Genomic DNA, 25,498 nt, shown 5'->3' on the forward strand with positions numbered 1-25,498 from the left:
CGACTTCATGGAGGAAGTATGTTCGATATTCTCACACGCCCAAAGGTGCTGGTGTGGCGATCTGATGCGTGGCAACTTATTCATTTACAGGACCTGTCTCCGAGCGATACGGATGCTAAGAATGATGTTGCGACATTGGTTGGTGCATTAGAAAACCTATCAAAACGGATCGTTAGGCGCTGCCACGGATTGATATTGCCTGATTCCGTTGCTCCCGTTTTAAGTCATCAACTAGACCCCAAAATGCCCGCTCAATTGTACTCGCTCGCTGTGCATACCTACGCCGAACAGAGCATCGATCTGAGAGCAGATGAGCGTGCATTGAGTTATGCCGCCAGCCTACTTGAGCCACCTCTATTACATTACTCGGTGCTTCCAATTGATCTATTTAGATCCTTAAAACAGCAAAGTGCACTCCCTATATTTAGCGAAGGGGTGGTACTTGCGCGAAGCGAAGTCCGTTCTTTGCGTCATGTTGCGCCTTTCGCACTCTTCCAAGCTGATGATCTGGAGCGTGCTGAGTGTCGTCAGGCAGTTCGTCGTTTATGTTTCGGTTCGCTGGCTATGATTCTTTTGACAGTCGCGGCGCTACAGTGGGTGAAGTGGCAGCCAGCCGCTGATCACCAAGTATTTCAGTGGCCGTGGTCAAAAATGAACTATCAACATCAGTATGTGAATGCCGCCCTGCGTTACTTGCGCGTGCTACCAGCACGCATTCGACTCGACTCAGCTCTGATCACGGCAAAACAAGTCAAGGTTGTCGTTACAGGCATAGACTCTGATCTAGATGCCTGGCATCAGCACTGGCCAGAACAGCTTCCTCCTCTAAACCTTACCCATGTTCCCGTCAAAGACAAGGAGGGGGAACGATGACATTAAAACTTGCTCAGCTAGTGAAACGCCTGACACTGGCTTATGCCAATTTATTGTTGGTGTTTCTAGCATTGATCTGCGTAATGATTGTTCATCGCGAATGGCAAGCCTATCAAACAGCGCAGGCGACACTCAGACAATATGCTCATAAAGCGGCAATGTTTGATCAGCAGACACAGTTACTGACGCAGTTAGCGCAAGAACTGGACGGCACCCTCCAGTTTTCGGAAGACGATCCCGTGTTAGTGGCGGGACTTCAAATCGTTGACTCGATGTCTTTATCAAACTGGCAGTCTCTGTTTACTCGCTTACAACAGAGTTTATGGTTGGAAGTCGAATCGATGCAGTGGCGTCGGGACATGGAGCATTCGGGTCATTGGCAAGCGGATATTGTATGGCAACTGAGACGCCCCGCGACGTTGAAACCTGAGCAAAATTGGCTCCCGATTAATGTGTTCAGTGATGAACAGAGAGGAGGGAGCTTGTTGACTGTTTTAGGTGGTATTCGCCCTGCTGCCTTGGTGCAAGTCGGACAGGTTCAACAGTGGGTGCATGAAGGGGGCTGGCTGCCAAGCTTGGCTGCGACCGTAGAGCATATTAGCAATAAAGGTCTGACGTTACGTTACCAGTCGGGTCAAGAGGCGACCTTAAAACTCGCGAATGATGAGCAAGTGGTATTTACGCTCGGTGAGGAAGATTAAGTATGAGAAAAATATTAATGTTACTCAGCTTAGTCATCTGTCAAGCGACTTGGGCGCTGGATGTCTTTGTTCGAGACCAACCTATTCGGCAAGTACTGCCGCAGCTCGCCGCGGAATTGGGTAAAAGCGTGTCATTGGATGATGCCATCGAAGCAAATCTGACACTGTCGATACAAGACGCAAGCTGGGAGCATGTGTTGAGTGCTATAGCAAAGCAAATGAACCTAGAGTTAAGTTGGCAAGATGGGATTGCGATTTTAACGCCATCGCCTAAGGTTGACCCCTCAATACGAACAGCAAAGTTATCGCACTGCAAGGATGATATCTGGCCGTTAAAGCATGCCAAAGCCAGCAAAGTAGGAGAGCACATTAAACAGTATTTTCCTGAGATAAAAGTCATTGTGGATGGCCGCACCAATGCATTGATGACACATTATTGTGGTGATGCAAGTGTGTTAGAGCGTGCGATAGTGTGGTTAGACAGTCCAATGAGGCAGATCGAAATTGCGGCTGAAATCGCACAAGTAAGGGACAGCGTCCAGCAACAACTCGGCGTGAATTGGCAAGGTGCGTTATTGGATAATGCTGCTAATGGCGTATTAGGAAGTGTTGAACTGGGGATCGCCAGTGCGCCGGTATCACTCGGTGTGACAGGTAGCAGCGGAGACCTATCGCTTTCTGCTACTCTGGATTGGCTGGAACGAGAAGGCTCAGCAACCGTCATTGCTCGGCCTAAGATTGTTACCTCAGAAGGTCAGCCAGCTCGTATAGAGTCGGGTACGGAAATTCCCTATCAAGTCATGAACGACGATACTTTAAGCGTCGAGTTTCGCCAAGCAGGGTTGGTGCTGGAGGTGACCCCTGAGGTTAAAGACGAGCAAACACTGTTGCTCAATTTAAAAATACACCAAGATGCAGTGGGTGATATGGTCAATGGCGTTCCCAGTTTAGAAACCAATCGAGTGCAGACGCAGGTCGAGGTAAAAGACAGTGACACGTTGGTGTTAGGCGGCATTTTCCGAGAAGAAACGCTGGTGAGCGTGAGTAAGGTTCCGGTATTGGGAAATGTTCCAATATTAGGCCAGTTGTTTCGTCGTGAGACGCAAAAGCAAGAAAAGGTGGAATTACTTGTATTTATTACGCCAAAACTGCTAAAAATGTCGGTAAACTAGGCAACAGCCAAATACAGTTTAACTTCGAAGTACATATAACAATGATTAATGCCCCCACTATTATACTGGTGGGCCCGATGGGCGCAGGAAAAACGACCATCGGACGCCTACTGTCCCAACATTTGGGCAGAGAATTCTTCGACTCAGATAGAGTAATTGAAGACAATGCGGGAGCGGACATTCCTTGGATCTTTGAAAAAGAGGGTGAGGAAGGGTTTCGACGCCGTGAGACTCATGCGTTGCAAAGTATGCTTGAGCAAGACTTGCCGCCCGTTGTGTTAGCGACGGGAGGCGGTATTGTCATGAAAGAAGAAAACCGTGAGTTACTAAAACACCAAGCACTCGTGGTTTATCTTTCTGCATCGGTCAATCAGCAATTACAACGCACATCCAAAAGCAATAATCGACCTTTATTGAAGCAAGGCAACCCGAAAGACACCTTAAAACGTTTGTTCGCGATTCGAGATCCTTTGTATCGTGAAGTGGCCAGTGTGGTTGTGGAAACAGATGCTCGACACCCTAAAGCGGTTGCTAATAAAGTCTTGGATGCCATCAAAAAGTATTTAAAAACGGAGGCCTAGCCGAATGCGTACGCTTACGGTAGATCTTGGAGATCGTAGTTACCCTATTTACATTGGTTCGGGAATTCGTCAAAACAAAGCATTGTTTAGTGATGCTATTCGCGGCAAGCAAGTAATGATTGTGACCAATAGCACGATCGCGCCACTTTATTTAGATGATCTAGTCTCTGTGTTAGGGGACGAATATCAAGTGGATACTTGCATTTTACCGGATGGTGAACAGTATAAAACGTTGGCAACGTATGAAACGATTTTATCCGCATTACTAGAAGCGAAGCATAATCGTACAACGACCGTGATCGCGTTGGGTGGCGGTGTGGTTGGTGATATGGCGGGGTTTGCAGCGGCTACGTACCAGCGTGGTGTGCCATTTATCCAAGTTCCGACGACACTTCTATCTCAAGTTGATTCATCGGTAGGTGGTAAGACCGGGGTCAATCATCCATTGGGTAAAAATATGGTGGGTGCTTTTTATCAACCGCAAGCGGTTGTGATTGATACCGACTCGCTAAAAACACTACCCGCTCGCGAGCTCTCTGCTGGCATGGCTGAAGTGATCAAATATGGTTTGATATGTGATGCTTCGTTTTTTGCGTGGTTAGAGGATAACATTGGCCCTCTCATGTCCCTTGAAGAAGAGGCGATAACGCACGCTATTTATGAGTCTTGTTTGGCCAAGGCGAAAGTCGTTGCGCAAGATGAGAAAGAGGGTGGCATTCGCGCTATTTTAAATCTTGGGCATACCTTTGGTCATGCGATCGAGACTGAAATGGGATATGGTCAGTGGTTGCACGGTGAGGCGGTTGCAGCCGGAACCGTTCTAGCCGTAGACTTGTCTTGGCGCTTAGGTAATGTCAGTGAGCAAGATGTAGCGCGCAGTGTTACTCTGCTTCAAAAAGCGAATTTACCGATCTTGCCACCACAAGGCATGTCGCGTGAGGCATTTATCGAACGGATGTTACTCGACAAAAAAGTACTAGACGGAAGCTTGCGCTTAGTTTTGCTAAAAGCACTTGGAGATGCCTATGTGACGTCTGACTTTTCGATTGATGATTTCAACGCTTGTCTGGATGATGCCATTGAAGCAGCCAGTGCGAGTGCTCCCTAATTAAACGGAATACTTGAGGATAAGCATGGCGGAGCCAAACTTTCAGTTCGATCTGGAGGAAGCCTTAGATCAGCAACCAAAAGTGATGCTGAGGAATCCATTTGGCTCGAACGATACTCAAGTGTTTTTTGCGAGTGAAGAACGCAACCAACAGCTCGGTATGTTAGAGCACCTCAGCCGCTACTCCAATTTAATTTCTGTGATATTGGGCGATAGCGGCAGTGGTAAAACGCGTTTTCTGCAAGAATTCATACGCCTTCAATCTGATAGCGCTGTCATCGCACACGTTAACGCGACGATGCTAATGACAGCAGGCCAATTACTTCAGGCTATTTATAAGGCTTACGCAGACGTATTAGATAGTACGGGCGGCGATTCATCATTTGGCCCGCTATTAAAGTTTGCGCATGAAACGGAAGCCAAAGGTCAGAAAGCGATTGTTCTGGTGGACAATGCCCATGAACTGAATACTGATGCGGTAACTATGTTGATGGATATGATGTCCTTAGCGACGGAGTCGCAGGAGGTGCCTCATGTTGCTTTGTTTACCGAAACCTCTCCAGCACGTAATTTAGATACTTATCAGCGTACTCGCTACGACCAGCTTAGCCATGAGTTACGGTTAGCTCCATTCACGTTAGAACAAACACAAGCGTATTTACTGCACCGAGTGCGAGCGATTGGGGGGGGGATTAATTTGCCCTTTACAGATCGCCAAGTTAAGAAAATTTACCAACAGTCGCAAGGTATGCCGGGGCGTATCAATAGCGTTGCGATGAGTATGATGACAGGTCAACCTGATAGTGGGGCGGCGGGACAAAAATCAGGCTTCTTTAAAGGTGGTCTATCATTTGGGTTCCCAGTTGTTCATATGGCGCTAATGTCCATTATTATGCTGGGGATATTAATCGCCGTACTGTTTAGTGGCCCAGAGGATGAAGTGCCGAATCGACCAAGTAACGCTGCCATTGCGCCGATTAGCAAAGCGCCAAGACAGGCCAGTTCTGAAACGATTGCCCGTATCGAAGCGATGCAACGTCAAATAGGGCAAGAATCTCCGGTGTCTCTTCCGCCGATTCCAACCGGCGCACTGCCAGAGAACAATACAACAGAACAATCCTCTGCTTCTGCTCCCATTGTGGAGTCGGCACCGATACGAACAACCACACCAGAGTTAAGTTCTCCGCAAAATAATACTGTTCCTCAAGCCGAATCACCTAGGCTGCAGACGGAGCCTGTTGAGCCGGAGCCAGAACCAATCATTGAAGTGGCGACCAAAGATCGTTTCGATAAAACCAATGAGTGGCTGGAGCGAAACCCTAATCGATACACATTGCAGCTGTTGGGAACATACAACAAAAGTACCGTGCAGGAATTTATCCGTGACCAAGGCAGCTTAGAGGCGTTTAGTTATTTCCAGACGATACATAATGATCGCGATTGGTATGTGGTTGTCTACGGTGAATATCGTAACCGCAGTGAAGCCATTGCCGCAGTAGAAAGCTTGCCAAGTGATCTACGCGGACTCAACCCATGGGCACGGAGTGTTCGTGGTATCCAGCAAGATATCAGGAAGGCTAATTAATCAGGGCCTTGGTCTCGTCGAAAGCGTATATTTTTTGCTCGTTTGCATAATTCCTGCATTTTATTCGGGGGATTTTGATAAAAAAACTAAAAAAAAAGCAAAAAAAACTATAACCACCTGATTTTCAATGCATGTCAGTGGATTTTTCTGTTGGCACAATAGCGAACCATAGAAAACACTGAAATGTTATGAGAACTGTTCTTGTTTAGCGTTTGAAACGCCTGATTTTCCTCAATTTTCCCCTCACCAAATTTGAGCGCTTAAGTCTCCCAGAGTAGTATGACTCACCGTTTGAATGGTTAGGTGTGTCTATAACAAACATTTCGCAAGCACTTCAGATGCTTGTCCACCTAGCTGAATATGAAGTAAATCGAGTAGAGTTTTCTACGTTTTAACTGTGGGAGTTGGTGTATGAATGCAGGCCTTTATCGTCCTGGCGAGTTCAAAGACAACTGTGGGTTTGGCCTAATTGCTCACATGGAAGGTACGACTAGTCACGACCTTCTTAAGACCGCAATCGAATCTTTAACATCTATGACACACCGCGGCGGTATTGCTGCCGACGGTAAAACAGGTGATGGCTGTGGTCTTTTAATTCAAAAGCCTGACACCTTCTTACGCGAAGAAGCCAAAGCACTGTTCGATCACGTGTTCTCTGACCTTTATGGCGTTGGTATGGTCTTTTTAGATCAGGATGAAGCTCTCGCTTCAGAACAACGTGATGCACTGACCAAACACTTGGAAACAGAAGGGCTTAATGTCGTAGGTTGGCGCGAAGTGCCAACTGACGCTTCTTGCTTGGGTACCATTGCTTTGGACTGTTTGCCTCGTATTGAGCAGGTATTCGTTGACAGTAACCGTTTAGATGCGCGCACTTTTGCGACGCGTTTGTTTGTTGCTCGTCGTCGTACTGAGATTGAGCTTGAGCAGTTTGAAAACTTCTACATCTGTTCACTATCAGACAAGGTATTGGCATACAAAGGTTTGATGATGCCTGTTGATTTGCCTACCTTCTACAAAGATCTAGGCAACGAGAAGCTGAAAACAGCGATTTGTGTATTCCACCAACGCTTCTCGACTAACACCGAGCCTAAATGGCCCCTTGCACAACCATTCCGTATGGTCGCGCATAATGGTGAGATCAATACAATTGATGGTAACCGTAACTGGGCCATCGCTCGTGGTAGCAAGCTTCGCTCGCCTCTAATTCCAGAACTAGCAGATCTTCAGCCTATTGTTAACCTGACAGGGTCTGATTCGTCTTCTATGGATAACATGCTGGAATTGTTAGTGACGGGCGGCATGGATATCTTCCGCGCGACACGTATGATTATTCCACCTGCATGGCAAAACGTAGAGAACATGGACGCTGATTTGCGTGCTTTCTACGAATTCAATTCTATGCATATGGAACCTTGGGATGGCCCAGCAGGTCTGGTTATGACCGATGGCCGTCATGCGATCTGTATGCTGGATCGTAACGGACTGCGTCCTGCTCGTTGGGTTGTGACTAAGAATGGTTACATCACTTTGGCGTCCGAAATTGGTACTTATAACTACAAAGCCGAAGATGTTGTGTCGAAAGGGCGCGTTGGCCCAGGTCAGATGCTGGTTGTCGATACTCAAAACGGCAAAGTTCTGCACACCAATGACATTGATAATAAGCTCAAGTCAGCGCACCCATACAAAAAATGGCTGAAGCAAGAAGCGTTACGTATTGAAGCTCTCTTGCAAGAGCACTCTATGGAATTTGTTCCCTTCACGCCTGAGCAGATGTCGACGTATCAGAAGATGTTCCAAGTCTCATTTGAAGAGCGGGATCAAATCTTCCGTCCACTTGCTGAAAGCGGTCACGAAGCAGTCGGTTCGATGGGTGACGATACGCCAATGGCGGTTATGTCTAGCCAGACGCGTCCTGTATCAGATTACTTCCGTCAAAAATTTGCACAAGTAACCAACCCACCGATTGATCCGCTACGTGAATCTGTTGTCATGTCGCTGGAGACGCTTATCGGGGTTGAGCGTAACTTGTTCGAAGAAACGCCGAAACACGCCAACCGTATTATTCTGTCTTCGCCAGTATTGTCTGCGCGTAAGTACAGCCGACTGTTGGCAATGGAAGATCACCGTTTCCGTTTGGTGCGTTTGAACACAAACTACAATCCAGACGAAGTATCCCTAGAGCAAGCGGTTCGTAACTTACAAATTAGTGCTGAAGAAGTTGTTCGCAATGGCGCCGTAATTGTTGTTCTGACCGACCGAGATATTGAAAAAGGCTGCTTACCTATTCCAGCTGCAATGGCGGTGGGTGCAGTACATCATCATCTTACCGCAACAGGTTTACGTTGTGATTCAAACATCATAGCAGATACTGGTTTTGCGCGTGATCCGCATCAATTTGCTGTATTACTCGGATTTGGTGCAACAGCGGTTTACCCGTACCTATCGTACCGCCTGATTAACGATATGATCGATCGCAATGAAGTGTTGGGCGACCCGATTATGTGCCACCAGAAATATCGTAAAGGTATCAATAAAGGCTTGATGAAAATCATGTCTAAGATGGGTATCTCAACGATGGCTTCTTACCGTGGAGCCCAGCTATTTGAAGCGGTTGGTCTAGACAGCAAAGTAGTTAGCTTGTGTTTCAAAGGGGTTCCAAGCCGAATTCAGGGTGCTACGTTTGAAGACTTCCAGCGCGAACAAGCGAGTATCGCGGTTAACGCATGGAAAGCACGCAAGCCGATCATGCAAGGTGGTTACCTGAAGTATGTGCACGATTCTGAGTATCATGCCTTCAACCCTGATGTGGTGCGCAACCTACAAACGTCTGTGAGCAGTGGCAAGTTTGAAGATTTCAAAAAATACACCGAGCTTGTCGATACTCGTCCTGCGTCTATGCTGCGTGACTTATTTGGTATTAGTGAAACTGCCAAAGCAATCGCTCTGGACAAAGTCGAGCCAATCGAAAATATACTACCGCGCTTTGACTCAGCAGGCATGTCGTTAGGGGCATTGTCTCCTGAAGCTCACGAAGCGTTAGCACAAGCGATGAACGAATTGGGTTGTCGTTCTAACTCTGGTGAGGGCGGTGAAGACCCTGCTCGCCACGGTACAGAACGCCGCTCTAAGATTAAGCAGATTGCATCGGGTCGTTTTGGTGTCACGCCGGAGTACCTAGTGAACGCTGAAGTGCTGCAGATTAAAGTCGCACAAGGCGCGAAACCAGGTGAAGGTGGTCAGCTCCCAGGCGGTAAGGTAAATGGCTTGATTGCGCGTTTGCGTTACGCAGTGCCGGGCGTTACCTTGATTTCGCCACCACCGCACCATGACATCTACTCAATCGAGGATTTAGCGCAGCTTATTTTCGACTTGAAGCAAGTTAACCCTGATGCATTGGTATCGGTGAAACTAGTGTCTGAGCCAGGTGTTGGCACGATTGCTGCGGGTGTAGCGAAAGCCTACGCAGACCTCATTACGATTTCGGGCTATGACGGTGGTACAGCAGCGTCTCCGCTTACATCGATTCGTCATGCTGGCTCGCCTTGGGAGTTAGGCTTGGCCGAAGCGCAACAAGCGCTGCGTGCTAACGACTTGCGTGGCAACATTCGCTTGCAAACAGACGGCGGCCTTAAAACCGGCTTAGACGTTGTTAAAGCGGCTATTTTGGGTGCGGAAAGCTTTGGCTTCGGTACCACACCAATGGTGGCGATGGGCTGTAAGTTCTTACGTATTTGTCACTTGAACAACTGTGCGACAGGTGTTGCGACACAAGATGAAGGATTGCGTGCCGATCACTTTATCGGAACAGTTGAGATGATCAAAAACTTCTTCCGCTTTATGGCTGAAGATACGCGTCAATGGATGGCTAAACTGGGGGTTTCCACGCTAGCTGAACTGATTGGTCGTACCGATTTACTCACGTTGTTGCCAGGTGAAACGTCGAAACAAGTGAACTTAGATCTGTCGCCAATTCTGAATAACGATGCGATTTCGGCGGATAAGCCCCAATACTGTCAAGTGAAGCAAAACCCTCCGCATGATAAGGGTCTTTTGGCTGAGGCAATGTGGCAAGAAGTGCGCGCAACAGTAGAAGAGAAAGAAGGCGGCGAGTACGCTTTCGCTGTGACCAACTGTGATCGTTCTATTGGTGCTCGTCTATCGGGTGAGATTGCTAAGCGTTATGGCAACCAAGGAATGGTAGACGCGCCGTTAACACTGAAACTGACAGGTACTGCTGGTCAGTCATTCGGTGTTTGGAATGCTGGCGGTTTGCATATGTACTTAGAAGGCGATGCCAACGACTACGTAGGTAAAGGTATGACGGGCGGTAAGCTGGTCGTACGTCCACCGAAAGGCTCGGCGTTTGAATCGCAAAATTCTGCCATCATCGGTAATACCTGTTTGTATGGCGCAACGGGCGGCAAATTGTTTGCAGCCGGCACCGCTGGAGAGCGCTTTGGTGTACGTAACTCCGGTTGTCATGCGGTGATAGAGGGCGCTGGCGATCACTGTTGTGAATACATGACAGGCGGTTTGGTGACTGTACTGGGTAGCACAGGCTACAACTTCGGTGCAGGTATGACCGGCGGCTTTGCTTATGTTCTCGATCTAGATCGTACATTTGTTGATAAATATAACCACGAGTTGGTCGAAATCCAGCGCGTGGGTACAGAGATTACTGAAGAATACCGTTCGCACCTACGCAGCGTGATCGAAGAATATGTTCGCGAAACTGATAGCGAGTGGGGCCGAGAGATCTTAGAAAACTTCTACGACTACATCGGTAAGTTCTGGTTAGTGAAACCAAAAGCAGCAAGCTTAGGGCAACTATTGGCGAATACTCGTCAGCGCCCAGAGTAAGGTGTAATAGAAACGTTCCTAACCCAGTGTTTGACCCATTTGAAAGAGTGCCGCCGAGAAGGCGGCCACAGGAGATAGCAGCTTATGTCAGAGCGCTTGAACAACGTATTTCAATTTGTTGAAGTAGATCGTAAAGATCCAAAGAAAAAACCCTTACTGACGCGTAAATCTCAGTTTGTGGAGATATATCGTCCATACGAAGAAACGGGTGCTCAGAATCAGGCGCACCGTTGTCTTGAGTGTGGTAATCCATACTGTGAATGGAAATGTCCCGTTCATAACTACATCCCTAATTGGCTGAAATTGGTCAGTGAAGGAAACATTCTGGAAGCCGCGGAGCTGAGCCATCAGACCAACTCGCTGCCAGAAGTATGTGGCCGAGTGTGTCCACAAGATCGTCTTTGTGAAGGGGCATGTACCCTTGGAGAAGGTGGTTTCGGTGCAGTGACCATCGGCTCTGTTGAAAAATACATTACGGATACTGCCTTCGCATTGGGTTGGCGCCCTGATATGTCTCAGGTTGTGCCTGTGGACAAAACGGTTGCCATCGTTGGCGCAGGTCCTGCTGGGCTTGCATGTGCGGATATCTTGGTTCGTAACGGTGTTAAACCTGTTGTATTTGATAAGAACCCAGAAATCGGCGGATTGCTCACGTTTGGTATTCCAGAATTTAAGCTTGAAAAATCCGTGATGACGCGTCGCCGTGAAATCTTTGAAGAGATGGGCGTAGAGTTTGTCTTAGGAACAAGCGTCGGCGATGACGTACCGTTTGAGCACATTCTTGAGGAGTACGATGCAGTATTTTTGGGGATGGGTACTTACAAATACATGAAAGGTGGCTTCCCTGGCGAAGATCTTCCAGGAGTGCACGATGCATTAGACTTCCTTGTTTCAAACGTAAACCATTGTCTTGGTTTCGAAGAAGATGAAGACGACTTTGTCACCATGAAAGGTAAGCAAGTAGTTGTACTGGGTGGTGGTGATACAGCAATGGACTGTAACCGTACGTCGATTCGCCAAGGCGCTAAGACTGTTACCTGTGCTTACCGTCGCGACGAAGAGAACATGCCTGGATCACGCAAAGAAGTGAAAAACGCGCGTGAAGAAGGCGTCCAGTTCTTATTTAATCGTCAGCCCGTAGAGATTATCGGAGATGGCAAGGTTGAAGGCCTGAAAGTGGTTGAAACCCAGATGGGTGAGCCTGATGAAAATGGTCGTCGTCGCGCTGAAATCATTGAAGGCAGCGAACAGATTATTCCTGCGGATGCAGTCATCGTCGCATTTGGTTTCCAACCAAGCCCAGCGCCTTGGTTTGAAAAATTCGGCATTGAAACAGATGATCGTGGTCGTGTTAAAGCGCCTAAATCAAACAAGTTCATGTATCAAACAACGAACGAGAAAATCTTTGCCGGCGGCGACATGGTGCGCGGTTCCGACCTTGTTGTCACAGCGATCGATGAAGGTCGTAAAGCAGCAGAAGGCATCATGGATTTCTTAGACGTTTAACAGTTCGTCATGTGATGCTAGTCACTAGCGTCTCATCTAGGCCTCTACCCTCACGGGTAGGGGCTTTTTTTTGTTTTAGAAAAAACTATTTAGTTTCAGCTTCAAGTTTCTGGATTTCTTTATAGAGCGTTTCTGACTCTTCTGTTAATTTGGCATAACCTCGTATATCACCATTACGCTGAGCATGCATAGCTTCTTCCAGCTTTTGGGAATATTGCTTCTTCAGTGCTTTCAATGGATCAGATTTGAATAGACCAAACATAATTCAACTCGTTGTGTAGAGAATGTACGGATGTATACGCATCGGTTGGTTAAACCGATGACTGTATTTTTACACATGAGCAAATATTAGATGCGGTTGAGAAGCTCGGCTTTCTTCGCATTGAACTCGTCTTGAGTCAGTATGCCTGCGTCGAGTAACCCGCCCAGCTTTTCCAGTAACGCAAAGACTTCGTCGCTGTTTATTGATGATTGATGATTAGGCGTACTCTGCGAGGTATTAGTGTTGGATTGTGAGCCATAGGTTGCCGATTGGCTCGGTTGCGCAAAGTTGGTTTGTGGCGCTGGCGTGGCAGGTTGTGAGCCATTGCCAGACACCACGGGTAAGCTATCAACCGATACGGAGCCGAATTGGCTGCTGAATGTGAGTGATTGATTCCCGCCTTGCTGTTGGCTGACACTACCAATACTGTGATTAAGTGTGTCGTATACGGTCACTGCACCGTTCATTTCTACTGCTAGACGATTCGGGAACACCGCGTAACGCAAATTGTTTTGCGCACCACTGCTAAAGGGCTGACCTAGGTTGGCTGGCCACCACTGGTTACTGCCAGGTGTGCCAGCAGGAATAACAGGGAAAATGGTCATATTTGCGAGGCCGTTCGCCAATTCATTACAAAGGTTGTCGACGGTGTTTTTTAAACCATTGTTAAACATGTCGCCAACCATGGTCATACCGCCTCGCATCCATTGGCCTGATCCGCCCAGTTCTGGGCAGTTAAATTGTGCCATACCACCACCGCCATTGTTAACGGCGATAAGCATATGGATGACGGCGTCTTGGCTAAGACCGTATCGATTGGATACGTCGTTTACAAAGTTGCGGCCTGTGTCGGTGAGTTGTTGCATGTGAGTCTTCCTGAATAATGCCTTTCCTTGATTACGAGTGCTTGTTAGCACTGACTACGATGAAGGTGGGGCGATGAGTGAGCGCTGCGCGATCGTGCCGCATCGTATGAGGGATTAGAATAGACGCACATTGTGACACATAGACGGTCTTAGGTGTTGATTATTTAGCCAAAGTCGAAATTTGCTCATTCCTATTATCGCGTCTTGCCTGTAATGTTTAAGAAGTGGGGTCATCACCCCGTCATGTACTCATGTTATGAGTACATGAACAGTCAATATGCAGGGAGATTTAGATGGGTAAGGTTCATTTTATAGGCGGTGAGAAAGGTGGTGTGGGCAAGTCTATGACGGCGCGGTTGCTTGCACAGTACTACATTGATCATAACTTGCCATTTTTAGGGTTTGATTGTGATGTCTCTCACGGTACTTTTTCTCGTTTTTACAGCGAGTTTGCGTCCCCCGTGGTGGTTGGGGAAGAAGACAGCCTCGATGGTTTGTTGGAAGCGATGGAAGCCAATCCTGATAAAGACTTAATTATTGATCTGGCCGCTCAGGCAGCCAAACCATTAGGAGATTGGATAGAAGAAACGGATGTATTTGGTCTGTTGGATGAAATGGATTACCAAGTGTGCTTGTGGCATGTCATGGACGATGGCGCGGATTCAGTTGCATTGCTCGATAAGCTACTGACTCAGTATCAACAGCCTGAGTTGGAGTTCATTGTGGTGCAGAACTTAGGCCGCGGGACAGATTTTTCACGCTTCCAAAAGTCAGAGACGTTTAAAAAGGCTCAAGCTAGAGACGCATTCATCATAGAGCTGCCAAAATTACAAAGTAAGCTGACTCAAAAAATCGACTTCAATAACACCAGCTTTTGGGCCGTTGCCAATAATCGTAGTTTAATGAATATTGCAGAGCGCCAACGTATGAAAGTTTGGTTACGCAATGGTTATGAACAGCTAGCGTTTTTAGAATAATCTCTCTTCTACATCGCAGCGCAAAGGCGGTTGGCTTATGCGCTGTTTTACTCTCTACTATCCTTAATTTGACCGACTGGTTAAATTTGGCAAGATTCCTGCTACCCTTTACCTATATGTTTATCAAAGAGGTCTGCTGAGTGATGCTGATTCATCCGCTCGACAGAAATATTCGAGCCTGAAAACACGTTAAACGCAGTAAAAACAATGTGTTACTGTTGCATGCAGTAGGCTTCGGTTCATTACTTAAAAGAATGGGAAAGGGAGTGGTCAGGCGATGATCCGTTTTTTGCTAAATGAGCAACTTGTCAGCTTAGATAATTGCTCCCCAGATACGACCGTGTTGGAGTACTTGCGCACTAAAGCCGAGCAGCGCGGTACAAAAGAAGGCTGTGCGTCAGGAGACTGCGGTGCCTGTACTGTAGTTTTGGTTGAGGCTAAAAACGGTCGATTGCAATATATCAATGTGAATAGCTGCATTACCTTTGTTGGCAGTTTACATGGCAAACAACTACTGACGGTTGAGCATTTAAAAAGTAGTGGCGCACTGCATCCCGTGCAGCAGGCGATGGTAGAGCAACATGGTTCTCAATGCGGTTTTTGTACGCCGGGCTTTATTATGTCGATGTTCGCCCTGTACAAAAATATTGCTCAGCCGAGCCGCGCGGACGTTGAGCGTGGATTAGCAGGCAATTTGTGTCGTTGCACGGGGTATCGTCCGATTATTGATGCGGCATTGAGTCTCGCGGGCAAAGGTGTAACAGACCAGTTTTCCCAAGCCGAGGCGTCGGTCTATCAACAACTACGAGACATTGAAGAGACATTGCCTACGGCAGAGTTGTCTTTTGCAAATCGACGCTTTTTTGTACCGTGTAACAGTGATGAACTCGCTGATTTGTTGCAGCGCTATCCCGAAGCACAAATGGTCGCTGGTGGGACGGATCTTGCGTTGGCGGTCACCCAACAATTACAGCAACCGGATACGCTGATTTATCTTGGTCGCGTTGCACAGTTGCAGTGTTTAGAGGAGCACAAAGATCGCTTAGTGATTGGCGCTGGGGTGACCTACAGTGATGCAGAGCCTTTATTGCATAAACACTTTCTACCGTTTGCGCAGTTGTTAGAGCGGTTGGGGTCCTTACAAATACGCAATCAAGGCACTCTAGGTGGAAATGTGGCTAACGCTTCGCCCATCGGAGATACGCCGCCTGTTTTATTGGCTCTAAACGCCACGTTACATATCCGCACTGGTCATACCTATCAGCAAATTGCGATCGATGAATTTTTCACAGGGTACCGACAGACCGCATTACCGAAAAATGGCTTTATCGAGCGCATTGACATTCCTATAGATCATCAACAAACGCACTTTGTCTATAAAGTGTCGAAGCGTTTGGATGATGATATTTCAGCGGTCTGCGCCGCGTTTTCGATCACACTTGAAGACAATATGGTCGTCGCCGCTCGACTTGCTTTTGGTGGCATGGCTGCAACGCCTGCACGAGCTTTCAAAGCAGAGCAAGCGTTAATCGGGCAGCTCTTTAGCGAAGCAGGCATCATCGCGGCTCAGCAGGCACTCACTGAAGATTTTTCGCCGATTGATGATGTGCGTGCCACGGGCAGCTATCGCTTGAAAGTTGCTCAAAATTTATTGCTAAGAGCGGCGTTGGAGCATCAGTCCACGACCGATGAACCAATGGAGGTTGTCCAATATGCGTAATTTAACGGACGTAACACCGACAAATACGGCATCAAAAAACAGCGCTCGCAAGCACGAAAGTGCGCCTAAGCATGTGGCCGGTGAAGCAACCTATGTTGATGACATCATCGAACCGCGTGGCACTCTTTATGGGGCGGTGGGGTTCAGCTCAATTGCTAAAGGTAAGATTACAGCGCTGGATTTGAGTGAGGTGCGAGCCAGTGAAGGGGTAGTAGATGTGCTCGAAGTGGATGATATCCCCGGGCATATTGATATTGCCGCGGTGTTTGACGGCGATCCGCTGTTAACAAAGGATGACATCAAGTATCAGGGGCAGCCTATTTTCGTTGTCGCTGCAACGACAGAGCTGCAAGCACGCCGTGCAGTACGTAAAGCCAAGATCGACTATCAAGAGATGGAACCGCTGCTGAATGTCACACAAGCGCTTGAGCGTGAGCAATTTGTCCGACCTTCACATTACATGAAACGGGGTCATTATGATGAAGCCATGGCGCAAGCTGATTACCGCTTACAGGCGCAGCAACATGTTGGCGGACAAGAGCATTTTTATCTAGAGGGCCAAGTGGCCTTGGTCGTACCAATGGAAGATCAAGGCATGTTGGTATACAGCTCAACGCAGCACCCAAGTGAGGTTCAGAAACTGGTTGCTGAAGTGCTTAATGTCCCATTTAACCGTATCACCGTAGACATGCGACGCATGGGTGGTGGTTTTGGAGGGAAAGAAAGCCAGGCTGCTGCATGGGCATGTATGGCGGCATTGCTGGTATTGAAAACAGGGCGCGCCGTGAAAGTGCGTTTGCCTCGCAGCGATGATATGACCATGACGGGCAAGCGCCACCCATTCTATAACACCTATGATATCGGCTTTGACGAAAACGGCCTGATTCAAGCTGCTGATATTATGGTGGCAGGCGATTGTGGTCATTCTGCGGATCTATCCGATGCCATCGTTGATCGAGCCATGTTTCATGCAGACAACGCTTACTATTTGCCGAATGTCACCATCGCAGGACATCGTTGTATGACCAATACCGTGTCGCATACGGCGTTTCGAGGTTTCGGCGGGCCGCAAGGGATGATGATCATTGAACGGGCGATGGATGACATTGCGCGGGCGGTTGGATGTGATCCGTTGGATGTGCGCAAACGCAATCTATACGGGGGTGTTGGGCGCGACACGACGCCTTATCATCAGCAGGTAGAGCACAACCTTCTTCCCGAGCTGATTGAGCAGCTAGAGACAAGCAGTGACTACTGGCAACGACGAGCGGACATCACTCAATGGAACCAAACCAGTCGTGTCCTGAAGCGCGGTTTGGCGCTGACGCCCGTTAAATTTGGTATCTCATTTACTCTGCAACACCTCAATCAAGCGGGCGCGCTGATTCATATCTACACCGATGGCAGTATTCAAGTGAACCACGGTGGTACCGAAATGGGTCAAGGCTTACATACCAAGATTATTCAGATCGTGGCGCAAGCTTTGTCGTTAAACCCTGACGATATTCAAATAACCGCCACCCGTACGGATAAAGTCCCCAATACCTCACCAACCGCAGCGTCCAGTGGTACAGATTTGAATGGTCAAGCGGCGAAAAATGCAGCATTGATATTAAAACAGCGTATCTGTGAGTGCATAGCCGAGCACAAAGGCTGTGAGATTGAGACAGTTCGCTTTGAGGATGGGCAAGTCCGATGGCGCGAGCAGGATCAAGAGGAGAGTATGAGTTTTGCTCAAGCTGCACAATTTGCCTATGTGAATCGAGTCTCTCTGTCCGCTACGGGATACTACAAGACACCCAAAATTTGGTACGACCGCAATGCGGCAAAAGGGCGACCGTTTTTCTACTTTGCAAACGGAGCGGCGGTGTCAGAAGTGATTGTCGATACCTTGACTGGCGAATACCGTGTCGTTGCGGTCGATATTCTGCACGATGTCGGACGCAGCTTAAATCCTGCAGTGGATCTAGGTCAGATTGAAGGTGGTTTTATTCAAGGAATGGGCTGGCTGACCACGGAAGAACTCAAGTGGAATGATAAGGGCGTGCTGACCAGCAATGGCCCCGCGACCTATAAGATTCCCGCAATCAGCGATACACCTCCGCGTTTTAAGGTCAGCTTGTTTGAGCGTGATAACGATGAAGAAACCGTTTATCACTCTAAAGCAGTGGGAGAACCCCCTTTTATGCTGGCGATTTCGGTTTGGTCGGCATTGCGGGATGCCGTGTCTAGCCTCTCGGATTACACCATTAGCCCTTCGTTAGATTCCCCGGCCACGCCAGAGCGAGTGTTGGATGCGGTGATGGCGACTCGGGATCAATTACGACAAGGTGAAACCTTATGACACGTTGGGGCGAAATGATTGCGCAGTTGCAACGTACCTCTGAGGCATACGTGTTGGTAACTGTCATCGGGACACGTGGCTCTACCCCGCGTGAGACGGGTAGCAAAATGGTGGTCACGGCAGAGAACAGCTACGACACCATCGGCGGTGGTCATTTGGAATTTAAAGCCATTGCCCGAGCTAGGGAGTTGCTATTGGGTCACAGTGATTCACAAACGTTGGAACAATACCCCTTAGGCGCAACCCTAGGCCAGTGTTGCGGTGGCGAAGTGTCTGTGTTGTTTGAGTATTTCGCGGCGGTTGGTAAGTCTGTTCTTGTGTTTGGGGCGGGCCATGTCGCGAAGGCGTTGGTGCCTCTACTTGCAGAACTACCGTTGCGTGTTACTTGGATTGACAGTCGCGCCGAGCAATTTCCAGAAACGATACCGGTCAATGTGGAAAAGCGTCTGGTTGATGATCCAGTAGCTGAAGTGGATAGCGCTGAAGCCGGAGTGTATGTGCTCATCCTAACCCACAATCATCAGTTGGATTATGAGTTAACCGAAGCCGCATTGAAGCGCGGCGATACTGCTTTTGTGGGGGTCATTGGCTCTGACACTAAGGCTCGGCGTTTTCGCCAGAGATTAGCGTATCGTCAGTTTGATCAAGCGCTGATCGAGCAGATGACCTGTCCAGTTGGATTACCTGAAATACAAGGCAAACAACCGATGGAAGTGGCGGTGTCGATTGCGGGTCAGCTGATTGCGCTGTATCAAGCCGATCGACCGGCGCAAGGAAAGACAAATGGTATTGATTGGCGAACATTGAAAGAGACGTTCGCCATGGAGTCTGATCATGTTGAAAAGGCTTCCAACAAATAATCAATTAATGCTTTCACACGGGCATTTGGGTGTCGTGCTTTGGGATACACCAAATGCGCGGTAGACTCCGCAAGCTTCCATTGCGGGAGTACTTGAATAAGTCTGCCTTCTTGTAGGTCTTGTTCGACGTAATAACTGGGTTGGCGAGTAATTCCGACACCTTTTAGCGCGAATTGTCGGCTAACGTGCCCATTATTGCATTGAAATGACGCTTGAATGGGGATATCTAAGACTTTCTTGTCATTGTCCTGTGGATAAAATGACCACTTTTTCACACTGCCATTGATTAATGTGTGGTTGTAGAGATCTTTCGGGTGGTCAAGCTTTGGGGCGTGGCGCAGATAATCTGAGCTGGCCACCAAGTAGTTCTGATAATGTGTTAACGGGCGTCCGACTAAAGAAGAGTCTTCAAGTTTCCCCATACGTACGACGACGTCAAATTTCGCTTCGATTACGTCTTCACGAACACTCGAAAAATCCAACTCAATTCGAATCTTAGGGTGCTTACGCATGAAAGTAGCCAGTTTGGGCGCTAAGATCTGTTCGCCGAAGAGCCCACCCACTGAGTTAATTCGGATTAACCCAGTCAAATTGGTGTGCATCTCTTGAGTGTTTTCAATCGCATAATGTAACTGGTCGATGCCCTGGCGGCACTGCTGATAAAACGACTCCCCAGCGCTCGTCAATGACACAACGCGTGTAGAGCGATGAAATAGCTGCACTCCAACATTCTGTTCTAGCTGCCGGATAATCTGAGACATGCGTGCTCTTGAAAGCCCCATTTGCTCAGCGGCCAATGTAAAGCTGGATAGCTCGGCAACCAACAAGAATTCAGAAATGCCAGACGGCAAGGCGGTGCGGTTCATTGTTAAGTATTTCTAGTCAATAGGTTTAATGTATCGGTAATGATAGACAATAGGGCTTTTATTACACTGAGTCCATGATTGAGTTTTCGCAAACATAAACGATTAGGTGACAAAGCAATGAACTATCGTACATTAGGTAAAACCAATTTTCAGGTATCCGAAATAGGGCTGGGTTGCTGGCAATTAGGGAACGATTTCGGACCTGTGGAAGACAGTACTGCCCGAGAGATCTTGCATACCGCTGCAACCCATGGCGTAACTTTTTTTGATACCGCAGATGTGTACGGTGGTGGCCTATCGGAAGAGCGCATTGGTCAGTGGCGCAAGAGTTTGTCAGAACCCCCTTACATCGCAACCAAAGTTGGCCGTGATGCGGCTTTATACCCAGATGGTTACAGCAAAGACGGTATTCGAAAAAGTCTGCAAGCTTCAGCAAAAAGACTCGGCGTAGACGTGATCGATTTAGCGCAACTGCATTGTGTACCGAGGGAGGTGCTATTTGCTGGAGATATATTGGCGTGGATGGAAGACCTGCAACAAGAAGGCTTAATTCGTCATTTTGGTGCCAGTGTCGAGATGATCGATGAAGCCCTGTTTGCGGCAGAACACCCAAAGCTGGCAACTCTACAGGTGCTGTTTAATATGTTTCGACAGGATGCCATCCAGTCACTCTTTCCGGTCGCGGAACACAATAACGTCGGCATCATTGTTCGTTTGCCGTTAGCGAGTGGACTGTTGAGTGGCAAGATGACCCAACAGCATCAGTTCGATGCGAATGATCATCGCTATTACAACCGTGACGGGGCGGCGTTCCATGTGGGGGAAACCTTTAATGGTATCCCTTATGAAACAGGGGTGGCATTGGCAGACGAAGTCAAAGCGTTATTGCCTGAAGGGCAACAGCTAGTCGATGTGGCGCTGCGCTGGATTCTTGACCAGCCTCAGGTATCCAGTGTCATAGCAGGCGCTACCAAAGAGTCACAAATTTTACGAAATACCCAAGCGTCTGGGTTGCCTTCGTTGAGCCCTGAGTTGCATCAAACGCTAGCGGATTTCTATGTTAAAAACGTTCGCCAACATATTCGTGGCGGCATTTAGACGCGTTGCCATCACGCTCAATCAAAGAGGCGTGATGGCTTGTTTGATCTACGCGTAAAAGCGAGTGATGTCATCCTCCTGCCAAACAAAGACGTACAACCACTCATTATGAATTAAGTGTTGAAGTACTTCATGCTTGGCGACAATCTCTGCAATCGTATGCTCTGCAGCACGAATATAGACATTTAGCCGCTGTGGAGTATGCATCCAGCGTTCTCCATCGTAGATAGATTGTGTGGCTAAACCGATGCGTAAATCTCCACCATTCCCTTCGAATAAACCGATATGATCGCCAACGGCATTATGGAGTACCTTATTGCCACTGCCGAACTTAAAGTTATCCGTGGTCGAAAGGTTGTACTGCATGTTGATCCAATGAGTCACAAGCATGGGAGCCGTGAGCAAACGTTCTAAAATGCTGCCTTCTGGGTCGTTTTCATATTGATAATCATGTAAAAAAGCGCGGCCTTCTAGATCGATACCACGGGTCAGCGCCCGCGGTGCAATGATAAAGGCGTTGTTGTCGGCTAGTCCCCATTCTGGGCGAGTTTGCGACCAATCGTTGGCGCGCTGCTGGTAGGCAAGATCGCGTTCGTTACGATCCATGTTCATCAGCTTTGGATCAACGTCAAAGGCGCGTTCTTGTTGTGTTATATAGGTGGCTTGTTGCAACCAGTCTTGGACTGCTGTTTGTTCTGGGGGGATATAGCAGGTGACATGATCAGTAATGGTGTTATGCAGTGCAGGCACAAATTGCGTTTGGTTAGGGATGTTGTAACCCAGAGGGATGAGCGCTTTGCGTACTTTGTCATCGTTTAACAGCTGTGCTAAGACCCGAACATTGACCTCTCCAGTTTGGCCGCCACATGCGCCACATTCTAAGCCCGCGCTCTGCAAGTTATTACAGCTTCTACTGCCGTGTCCAACTAGCATAACGGTCGGTGCAAAATGCGGTAATCCCATCACATCCAAGATGCCTTTGGCGAGTTGCGCTTGATCTTCTACGGTTAATGCACTGCCATCACGAATCAATGTCCATTGTGTCGTGGGCGGATTTACGCTCGCGGGTCGCAGAGACTGTTCTTTTGAGACGGCATTCAGGCAGGTCTTTTTAAACATTTTAAATGCATACCACCAACCCATGGATTCCACCATCGAGAAGGTAGCGGCTGCGGTATTGCCCCAACGATGCCAGCTTACATGACGTGCTGCTTCATCAAGTTGTGCCTCGTTTGTTTGCTGTTCAAACACTTGGATCGAAGGGGCAAGTAAGCCTGGTAATTGAGGGCGTGTGCTTTGGGTGCCTGCTTGCTTGTATTCAATTGGCAAGCCAAAGAAGCCAGCGAAGCCATATGTTTCGATGTCTGCGTCTTGTTGTTCTAGAGCGCGACGGTAGACTTCTGAGCGTACATCGATGCAGAAAATGGCTTGCAGCCTTGGTGCCGACGCCGCTTTTTCGGGTTGAGCTAAGAGCTTTTTCTCAAGTTTGGATTGTTCGCTCAGCTCCAGTGCTCGAGCCCATATGGCCTGTGGAATCAAGGCAGATTTATGGTGCTCTACCAGTGATGGCAGCGCTTGAACTTGATGCGCAAAGCGCTGTGCTAGCACTTCGTGTTCTTGGATGTAATGCTTGCGCATATAGCGCCAAATGACCCATTCCCAAGCAAGTTTAATGGCCAGTAGTGCCAGTAGGTCTGAATCATCTTGCTCGGCTTTTTGCGCTTCGAAGCGGCGATAGGCGAGATACGCCCCCCAGCCATTAATATCCAATAGCAGTGCCTGAGCGTAAACAGCAAGCGTACTGTCGGATAGCTGCATGTCATTCGCAACAAGAGATATGAGGTCAAGATGATTATCTGGTAACTCGTTAAACTCGTGATGCAAACCGTCTTCAGACATAATGATGCTAAGCCCACGGTCCATACGCGTGACCTGTAACCAGTGTTGGTAGAGGTTAAGCGAATGGCCGCGATACTGATGCTGAAGCATAGGGCGTTGCTTTTGGTAGTGGGCGGCGCAAAATTGGCTAATCTGATGCGTAATTTCATCGTGCCAAGACATACGAGTTTCAGGCCGCGATTGATCTGCCCAGTCAGCAATATTGCGCCAGCTATCTGGACGAGCGATAGGGGTTGTTAAATAGGTGATTAGATCATCGCCTTGCTGAGCCACTTGATATTCGCTCGCTGCTTGGTGAATCGCGTTATCACTAATCAACCCCTTTTGATACCAACCATAGTAGGTGTTTTGATCCATATAGCAGTGCGCGCCAGCGAGCAGTGATACATCGGCTGCGACTTGATCGAAATGATGATGGATGCGCTGCCACAAAGGATTGACGGCAATCATTTGGTCTAACGGCCAGTTGGGAGCGATGCTGTTGATTGCCAGAGCTAGCGCTTGATGCTGATTGTCCGAAAGAGGCTGTGTTGCAATGACACTTTCCATATTACTTCTTCCACCGTTTAGTTAAAGTTGGCAAGCTGAATGCGCGACGTTGATGCTTGGCTTTGGAGCGCGCCGGTAAGTTGACGGGCCACGTCTTGAGTGTGATTTTGGTAAACCATTCGTCCAAATAAAACCCTGCAAACAAAGCAGTAGAGAACCGTCTTACCCAACCCAAGTGAGCGTAATAACGTAAACAGATCGCTAAACTAACCAGTGCAACAAACAACATGCAGGCCCATATATCTGGAGCGCTGTAGGCAGCCACAGTATGAAACGCCGCATCGCCTTCCAATGAGTTTTCTAGTAGCCAAGCGATCAGGGTTTTCAATCCGCCATACAGCACAGCCAAACCTACGCTGGTGGCCGCTAACCGGAAAATACTATAGGGGCGTGGAATGCTGCGCCCTTGCGCCACTAAGATGATCAGGGCAAAGCCGAATAGCCACCATGGACTCATAGGGCCTTCGTATCCCCATAGCCAAATGGACACGGTTACAGCGATAGCACTAAATAGGATGGCAATGAGCCAAGCCGTTGCACTAGGCGTTTCGTCGGGGGCGAGTTTACGCTGTAAAAAGTCCTCCACTGCACTACTTGAGTTTAAGAATGCATGCGCTTTATAGACAGAGTGAGCGAGTAGATGTAACACAGCGAGTTCGTAGAGACCCAATGCGCATTCCAGCAACATAAGACCCATTTGTGCGCTGGTAGACCAAGCAAGCCTCACTTTGACACTGATACGCGTGGTCATAATCAAGGCACTGAGAACGGTCGTTAGTCCCGCTACAATCAGCAGTAACCAAATAGCGATAGGGCTCAAGTGTAGTAATGGGTAAAAGGTCAGAACTAAAAAGCCTCCAAGGTTAATGATGCCGGCATGCAGTAACGCACTGACAGGTGTGGGAGCCTCGACGACTTGCATTAGCCAGCCATGTACTGGCAATTGTGCACATTTCATGAGCGCCGCGACGGCTATGAGTACTGCTGCGGTTTGCTCTTGCCATGTAAGCGGTTCACCCATTTGAGTCATAATAGTGGTGATGTACCAGCTGTCATGGGCTTGTGCGAGTAAGTAAAAAGCTGAGAGAAGCGATATTTCTGCGGTGCGCGCTAAGATGAACTTTTTATGGGCAGCAATGATGGCGCGTGGACGATCAGGATAATAAGTCAGTAAAAAGTGTAACCCTAAGCTAATGCCTACCCAGCCGGCCCAAAAAGCCAAAAGATGATTACTGGTGAGAGTTAACGTGACCGCACTTAACGTCAGCATGAGCCAACGGTAATAACGCGCAACTCGCTTCGAACCCTGCATATAGTGCTGCGAGAACTGCACTAAAATCCAAGCCATAAAGACGACTAAAATCAGCATTAAGGCCGTGAGCATCGTGCCGTTGACGGGCGCCTCTTGCGCCAAACTGTAACGACTTGGGGCATAGAATGACCAAGATATAAGGCTCATGAGCAAAACAATCGGTGCTAAACGAGCGCCGAATAAAGCGATTTGAGCAGAATGGCCACGCCACCTTTTGATGTCACATGCGATGCCGGTCAAAGCAAATACAATGGGCAGTAAAAATGTGAAGAAAGTCATGGTGAATCACGGTCGTCCTGTTATGTCAGTGGGTGCAGTATGAGTGATCCTAAAAGTTAATAAAAATACATATATTT

General features: G+C 48.2%; 18 protein-coding genes. 13 read left to right on the top strand and 5 right to left on the bottom strand.

Annotated features, from left to right (window positions below; genetic code table 11):
* The first annotated feature begins 18 nt into the window (after nucleotides 1-18).
* From DN730_RS07175 to DN730_RS07210, 8 genes are all read left to right on the top strand, one after another.
* Entirely contained in the window at nucleotides 19-873 is an 855-nt protein-coding gene (locus DN730_RS07175) for a hypothetical protein (protein ID WP_115467416.1), read from the top strand.
* Entirely contained in the window at nucleotides 870-1,574 is a 705-nt protein-coding gene (locus tag DN730_RS07180; protein WP_115467417.1) for a hypothetical protein, read from the top strand. The genes DN730_RS07175 and DN730_RS07180 overlap by 4 nt, the downstream gene beginning before the upstream one ends.
* A gap of 2 nt (nucleotides 1,575-1,576) precedes the next feature.
* The gene (locus tag DN730_RS07185) at nucleotides 1,577-2,746 is read left to right on the top strand and encodes a type IV pilus secretin PilQ (RefSeq protein ID WP_115467418.1); all 1,170 of its coding nucleotides are present in this window, start codon (nucleotides 1,577-1,579) and stop codon (nucleotides 2,744-2,746) included.
* Between the two features lie 41 nt (nucleotides 2,747-2,787).
* Complete coding sequence (locus tag DN730_RS07190; protein ID WP_115467419.1) at nucleotides 2,788-3,327, top strand: shikimate kinase; 540 nt, start codon at nucleotides 2,788-2,790, stop codon at nucleotides 3,325-3,327.
* Between the two features lie 4 nt (nucleotides 3,328-3,331).
* The gene (gene aroB, locus DN730_RS07195) at nucleotides 3,332-4,435 is read left to right on the top strand and encodes a 3-dehydroquinate synthase (protein ID WP_115467420.1); all 1,104 of its coding nucleotides are present in this window, start codon (nucleotides 3,332-3,334) and stop codon (nucleotides 4,433-4,435) included.
* Between the two features lie 25 nt (nucleotides 4,436-4,460).
* Entirely contained in the window at nucleotides 4,461-6,020 is a 1,560-nt protein-coding gene (locus DN730_RS07200) for an AAA family ATPase (RefSeq protein WP_115467421.1), read from the top strand.
* A 411-nt stretch (nucleotides 6,021-6,431) separates the two neighbouring features.
* Nucleotides 6,432-10,883: a glutamate synthase large subunit gene (gene gltB, locus DN730_RS07205; RefSeq protein ID WP_115467422.1), complete on the top strand. Its 4,452-nt coding sequence runs from the start codon at nucleotides 6,432-6,434 to the stop codon at nucleotides 10,881-10,883.
* Between the two features lie 84 nt (nucleotides 10,884-10,967).
* Entirely contained in the window at nucleotides 10,968-12,389 is a 1,422-nt protein-coding gene (locus DN730_RS07210) for an FAD-dependent oxidoreductase (RefSeq protein WP_115467423.1), read from the top strand.
* Nucleotides 12,390-12,474: 85 nt separating this feature from the next.
* Here the strand turns inward: DN730_RS07210 and DN730_RS07215 are convergent, their stop codons facing one another.
* The gene (locus DN730_RS07215) at nucleotides 12,475-12,651 is read right to left on the bottom strand and encodes a DUF6435 family protein (RefSeq protein WP_115467424.1); all 177 of its coding nucleotides are present in this window, start codon (nucleotides 12,649-12,651) and stop codon (nucleotides 12,475-12,477) included.
* Between the two features lie 86 nt (nucleotides 12,652-12,737).
* Nucleotides 12,738-13,517 (bottom strand): SHOCT domain-containing protein, encoded by a 780-nt coding sequence (locus tag DN730_RS07220; protein WP_115467425.1) that lies wholly within the window; start codon nucleotides 13,515-13,517, stop codon nucleotides 12,738-12,740.
* 293 nt (nucleotides 13,518-13,810) lie between these two features.
* Here DN730_RS07220 and DN730_RS07225 point away from each other — a divergent pair, with 293 nt between their 5' ends.
* The 4 genes from DN730_RS07225 (at nucleotide 13,811) to xdhC (ending at nucleotide 19,418) form a co-directional block, all read left to right on the top strand.
* Nucleotides 13,811-14,494 carry a nucleotide-binding protein gene (locus DN730_RS07225; protein WP_115467426.1) on the top strand — a complete coding sequence of 228 codons (684 nt, stop codon included), beginning with the start codon at nucleotides 13,811-13,813 and terminating at the stop codon, nucleotides 14,492-14,494.
* Between the two features lie 277 nt (nucleotides 14,495-14,771).
* Complete coding sequence (gene xdhA, locus DN730_RS07230; RefSeq protein WP_115467427.1) at nucleotides 14,772-16,214, top strand: xanthine dehydrogenase small subunit; 1,443 nt, start codon at nucleotides 14,772-14,774, stop codon at nucleotides 16,212-16,214.
* On the top strand, nucleotides 16,207-18,558 hold the full coding sequence (gene xdhB / locus DN730_RS07235; RefSeq protein ID WP_115467428.1) for a xanthine dehydrogenase molybdopterin binding subunit: 2,352 nt from the start codon (nucleotides 16,207-16,209) through the stop codon (nucleotides 18,556-18,558). The genes xdhA and xdhB overlap by 8 nt, the downstream gene beginning before the upstream one ends.
* Entirely contained in the window at nucleotides 18,555-19,418 is an 864-nt protein-coding gene (gene xdhC / locus DN730_RS07240) for a xanthine dehydrogenase accessory protein XdhC (RefSeq protein ID WP_115467429.1), read from the top strand. The genes xdhB and xdhC overlap by 4 nt, the downstream gene beginning before the upstream one ends.
* Here xdhC and DN730_RS07245 read toward each other — a convergent pair.
* Entirely contained in the window at nucleotides 19,391-20,284 is an 894-nt protein-coding gene (locus DN730_RS07245) for a LysR family transcriptional regulator (RefSeq protein ID WP_115467430.1), read from the bottom strand. The genes xdhC and DN730_RS07245 overlap by 28 nt on opposite strands.
* 117 nt (nucleotides 20,285-20,401) lie before the next feature.
* On the opposite strand from DN730_RS07245, the gene DN730_RS07250 reads away from it, so the two are divergent.
* Complete coding sequence (locus DN730_RS07250) at nucleotides 20,402-21,382, top strand: aldo/keto reductase (protein ID WP_115467431.1); 981 nt, start codon at nucleotides 20,402-20,404, stop codon at nucleotides 21,380-21,382.
* 48 nt (nucleotides 21,383-21,430) lie between these two features.
* Here DN730_RS07250 and DN730_RS07255 read toward each other — a convergent pair whose 3' ends face one another.
* Together DN730_RS07255 and DN730_RS07260 are read right to left on the bottom strand one after the other, a co-directional pair.
* Entirely contained in the window at nucleotides 21,431-23,830 is a 2,400-nt protein-coding gene (locus DN730_RS07255; protein ID WP_115467432.1) for a DUF2309 domain-containing protein, read from the bottom strand.
* A gap of 1 nt (nucleotide 23,831) precedes the next feature.
* Nucleotides 23,832-25,421: an NADH-quinone oxidoreductase subunit L gene (locus DN730_RS07260; RefSeq protein WP_115467433.1), complete on the bottom strand. Its 1,590-nt coding sequence runs from the start codon at nucleotides 25,419-25,421 to the stop codon at nucleotides 23,832-23,834.
* Nucleotides 25,422-25,498: the final 77 nt, after the last annotated feature.

Origin of the sequence: Marinomonas piezotolerans (assembly GCF_003362755.1) — a bacterium.
In the GTDB taxonomy this organism is placed as follows: domain Bacteria; phylum Pseudomonadota; class Gammaproteobacteria; order Pseudomonadales; family Marinomonadaceae; genus Marinomonas; species Marinomonas piezotolerans.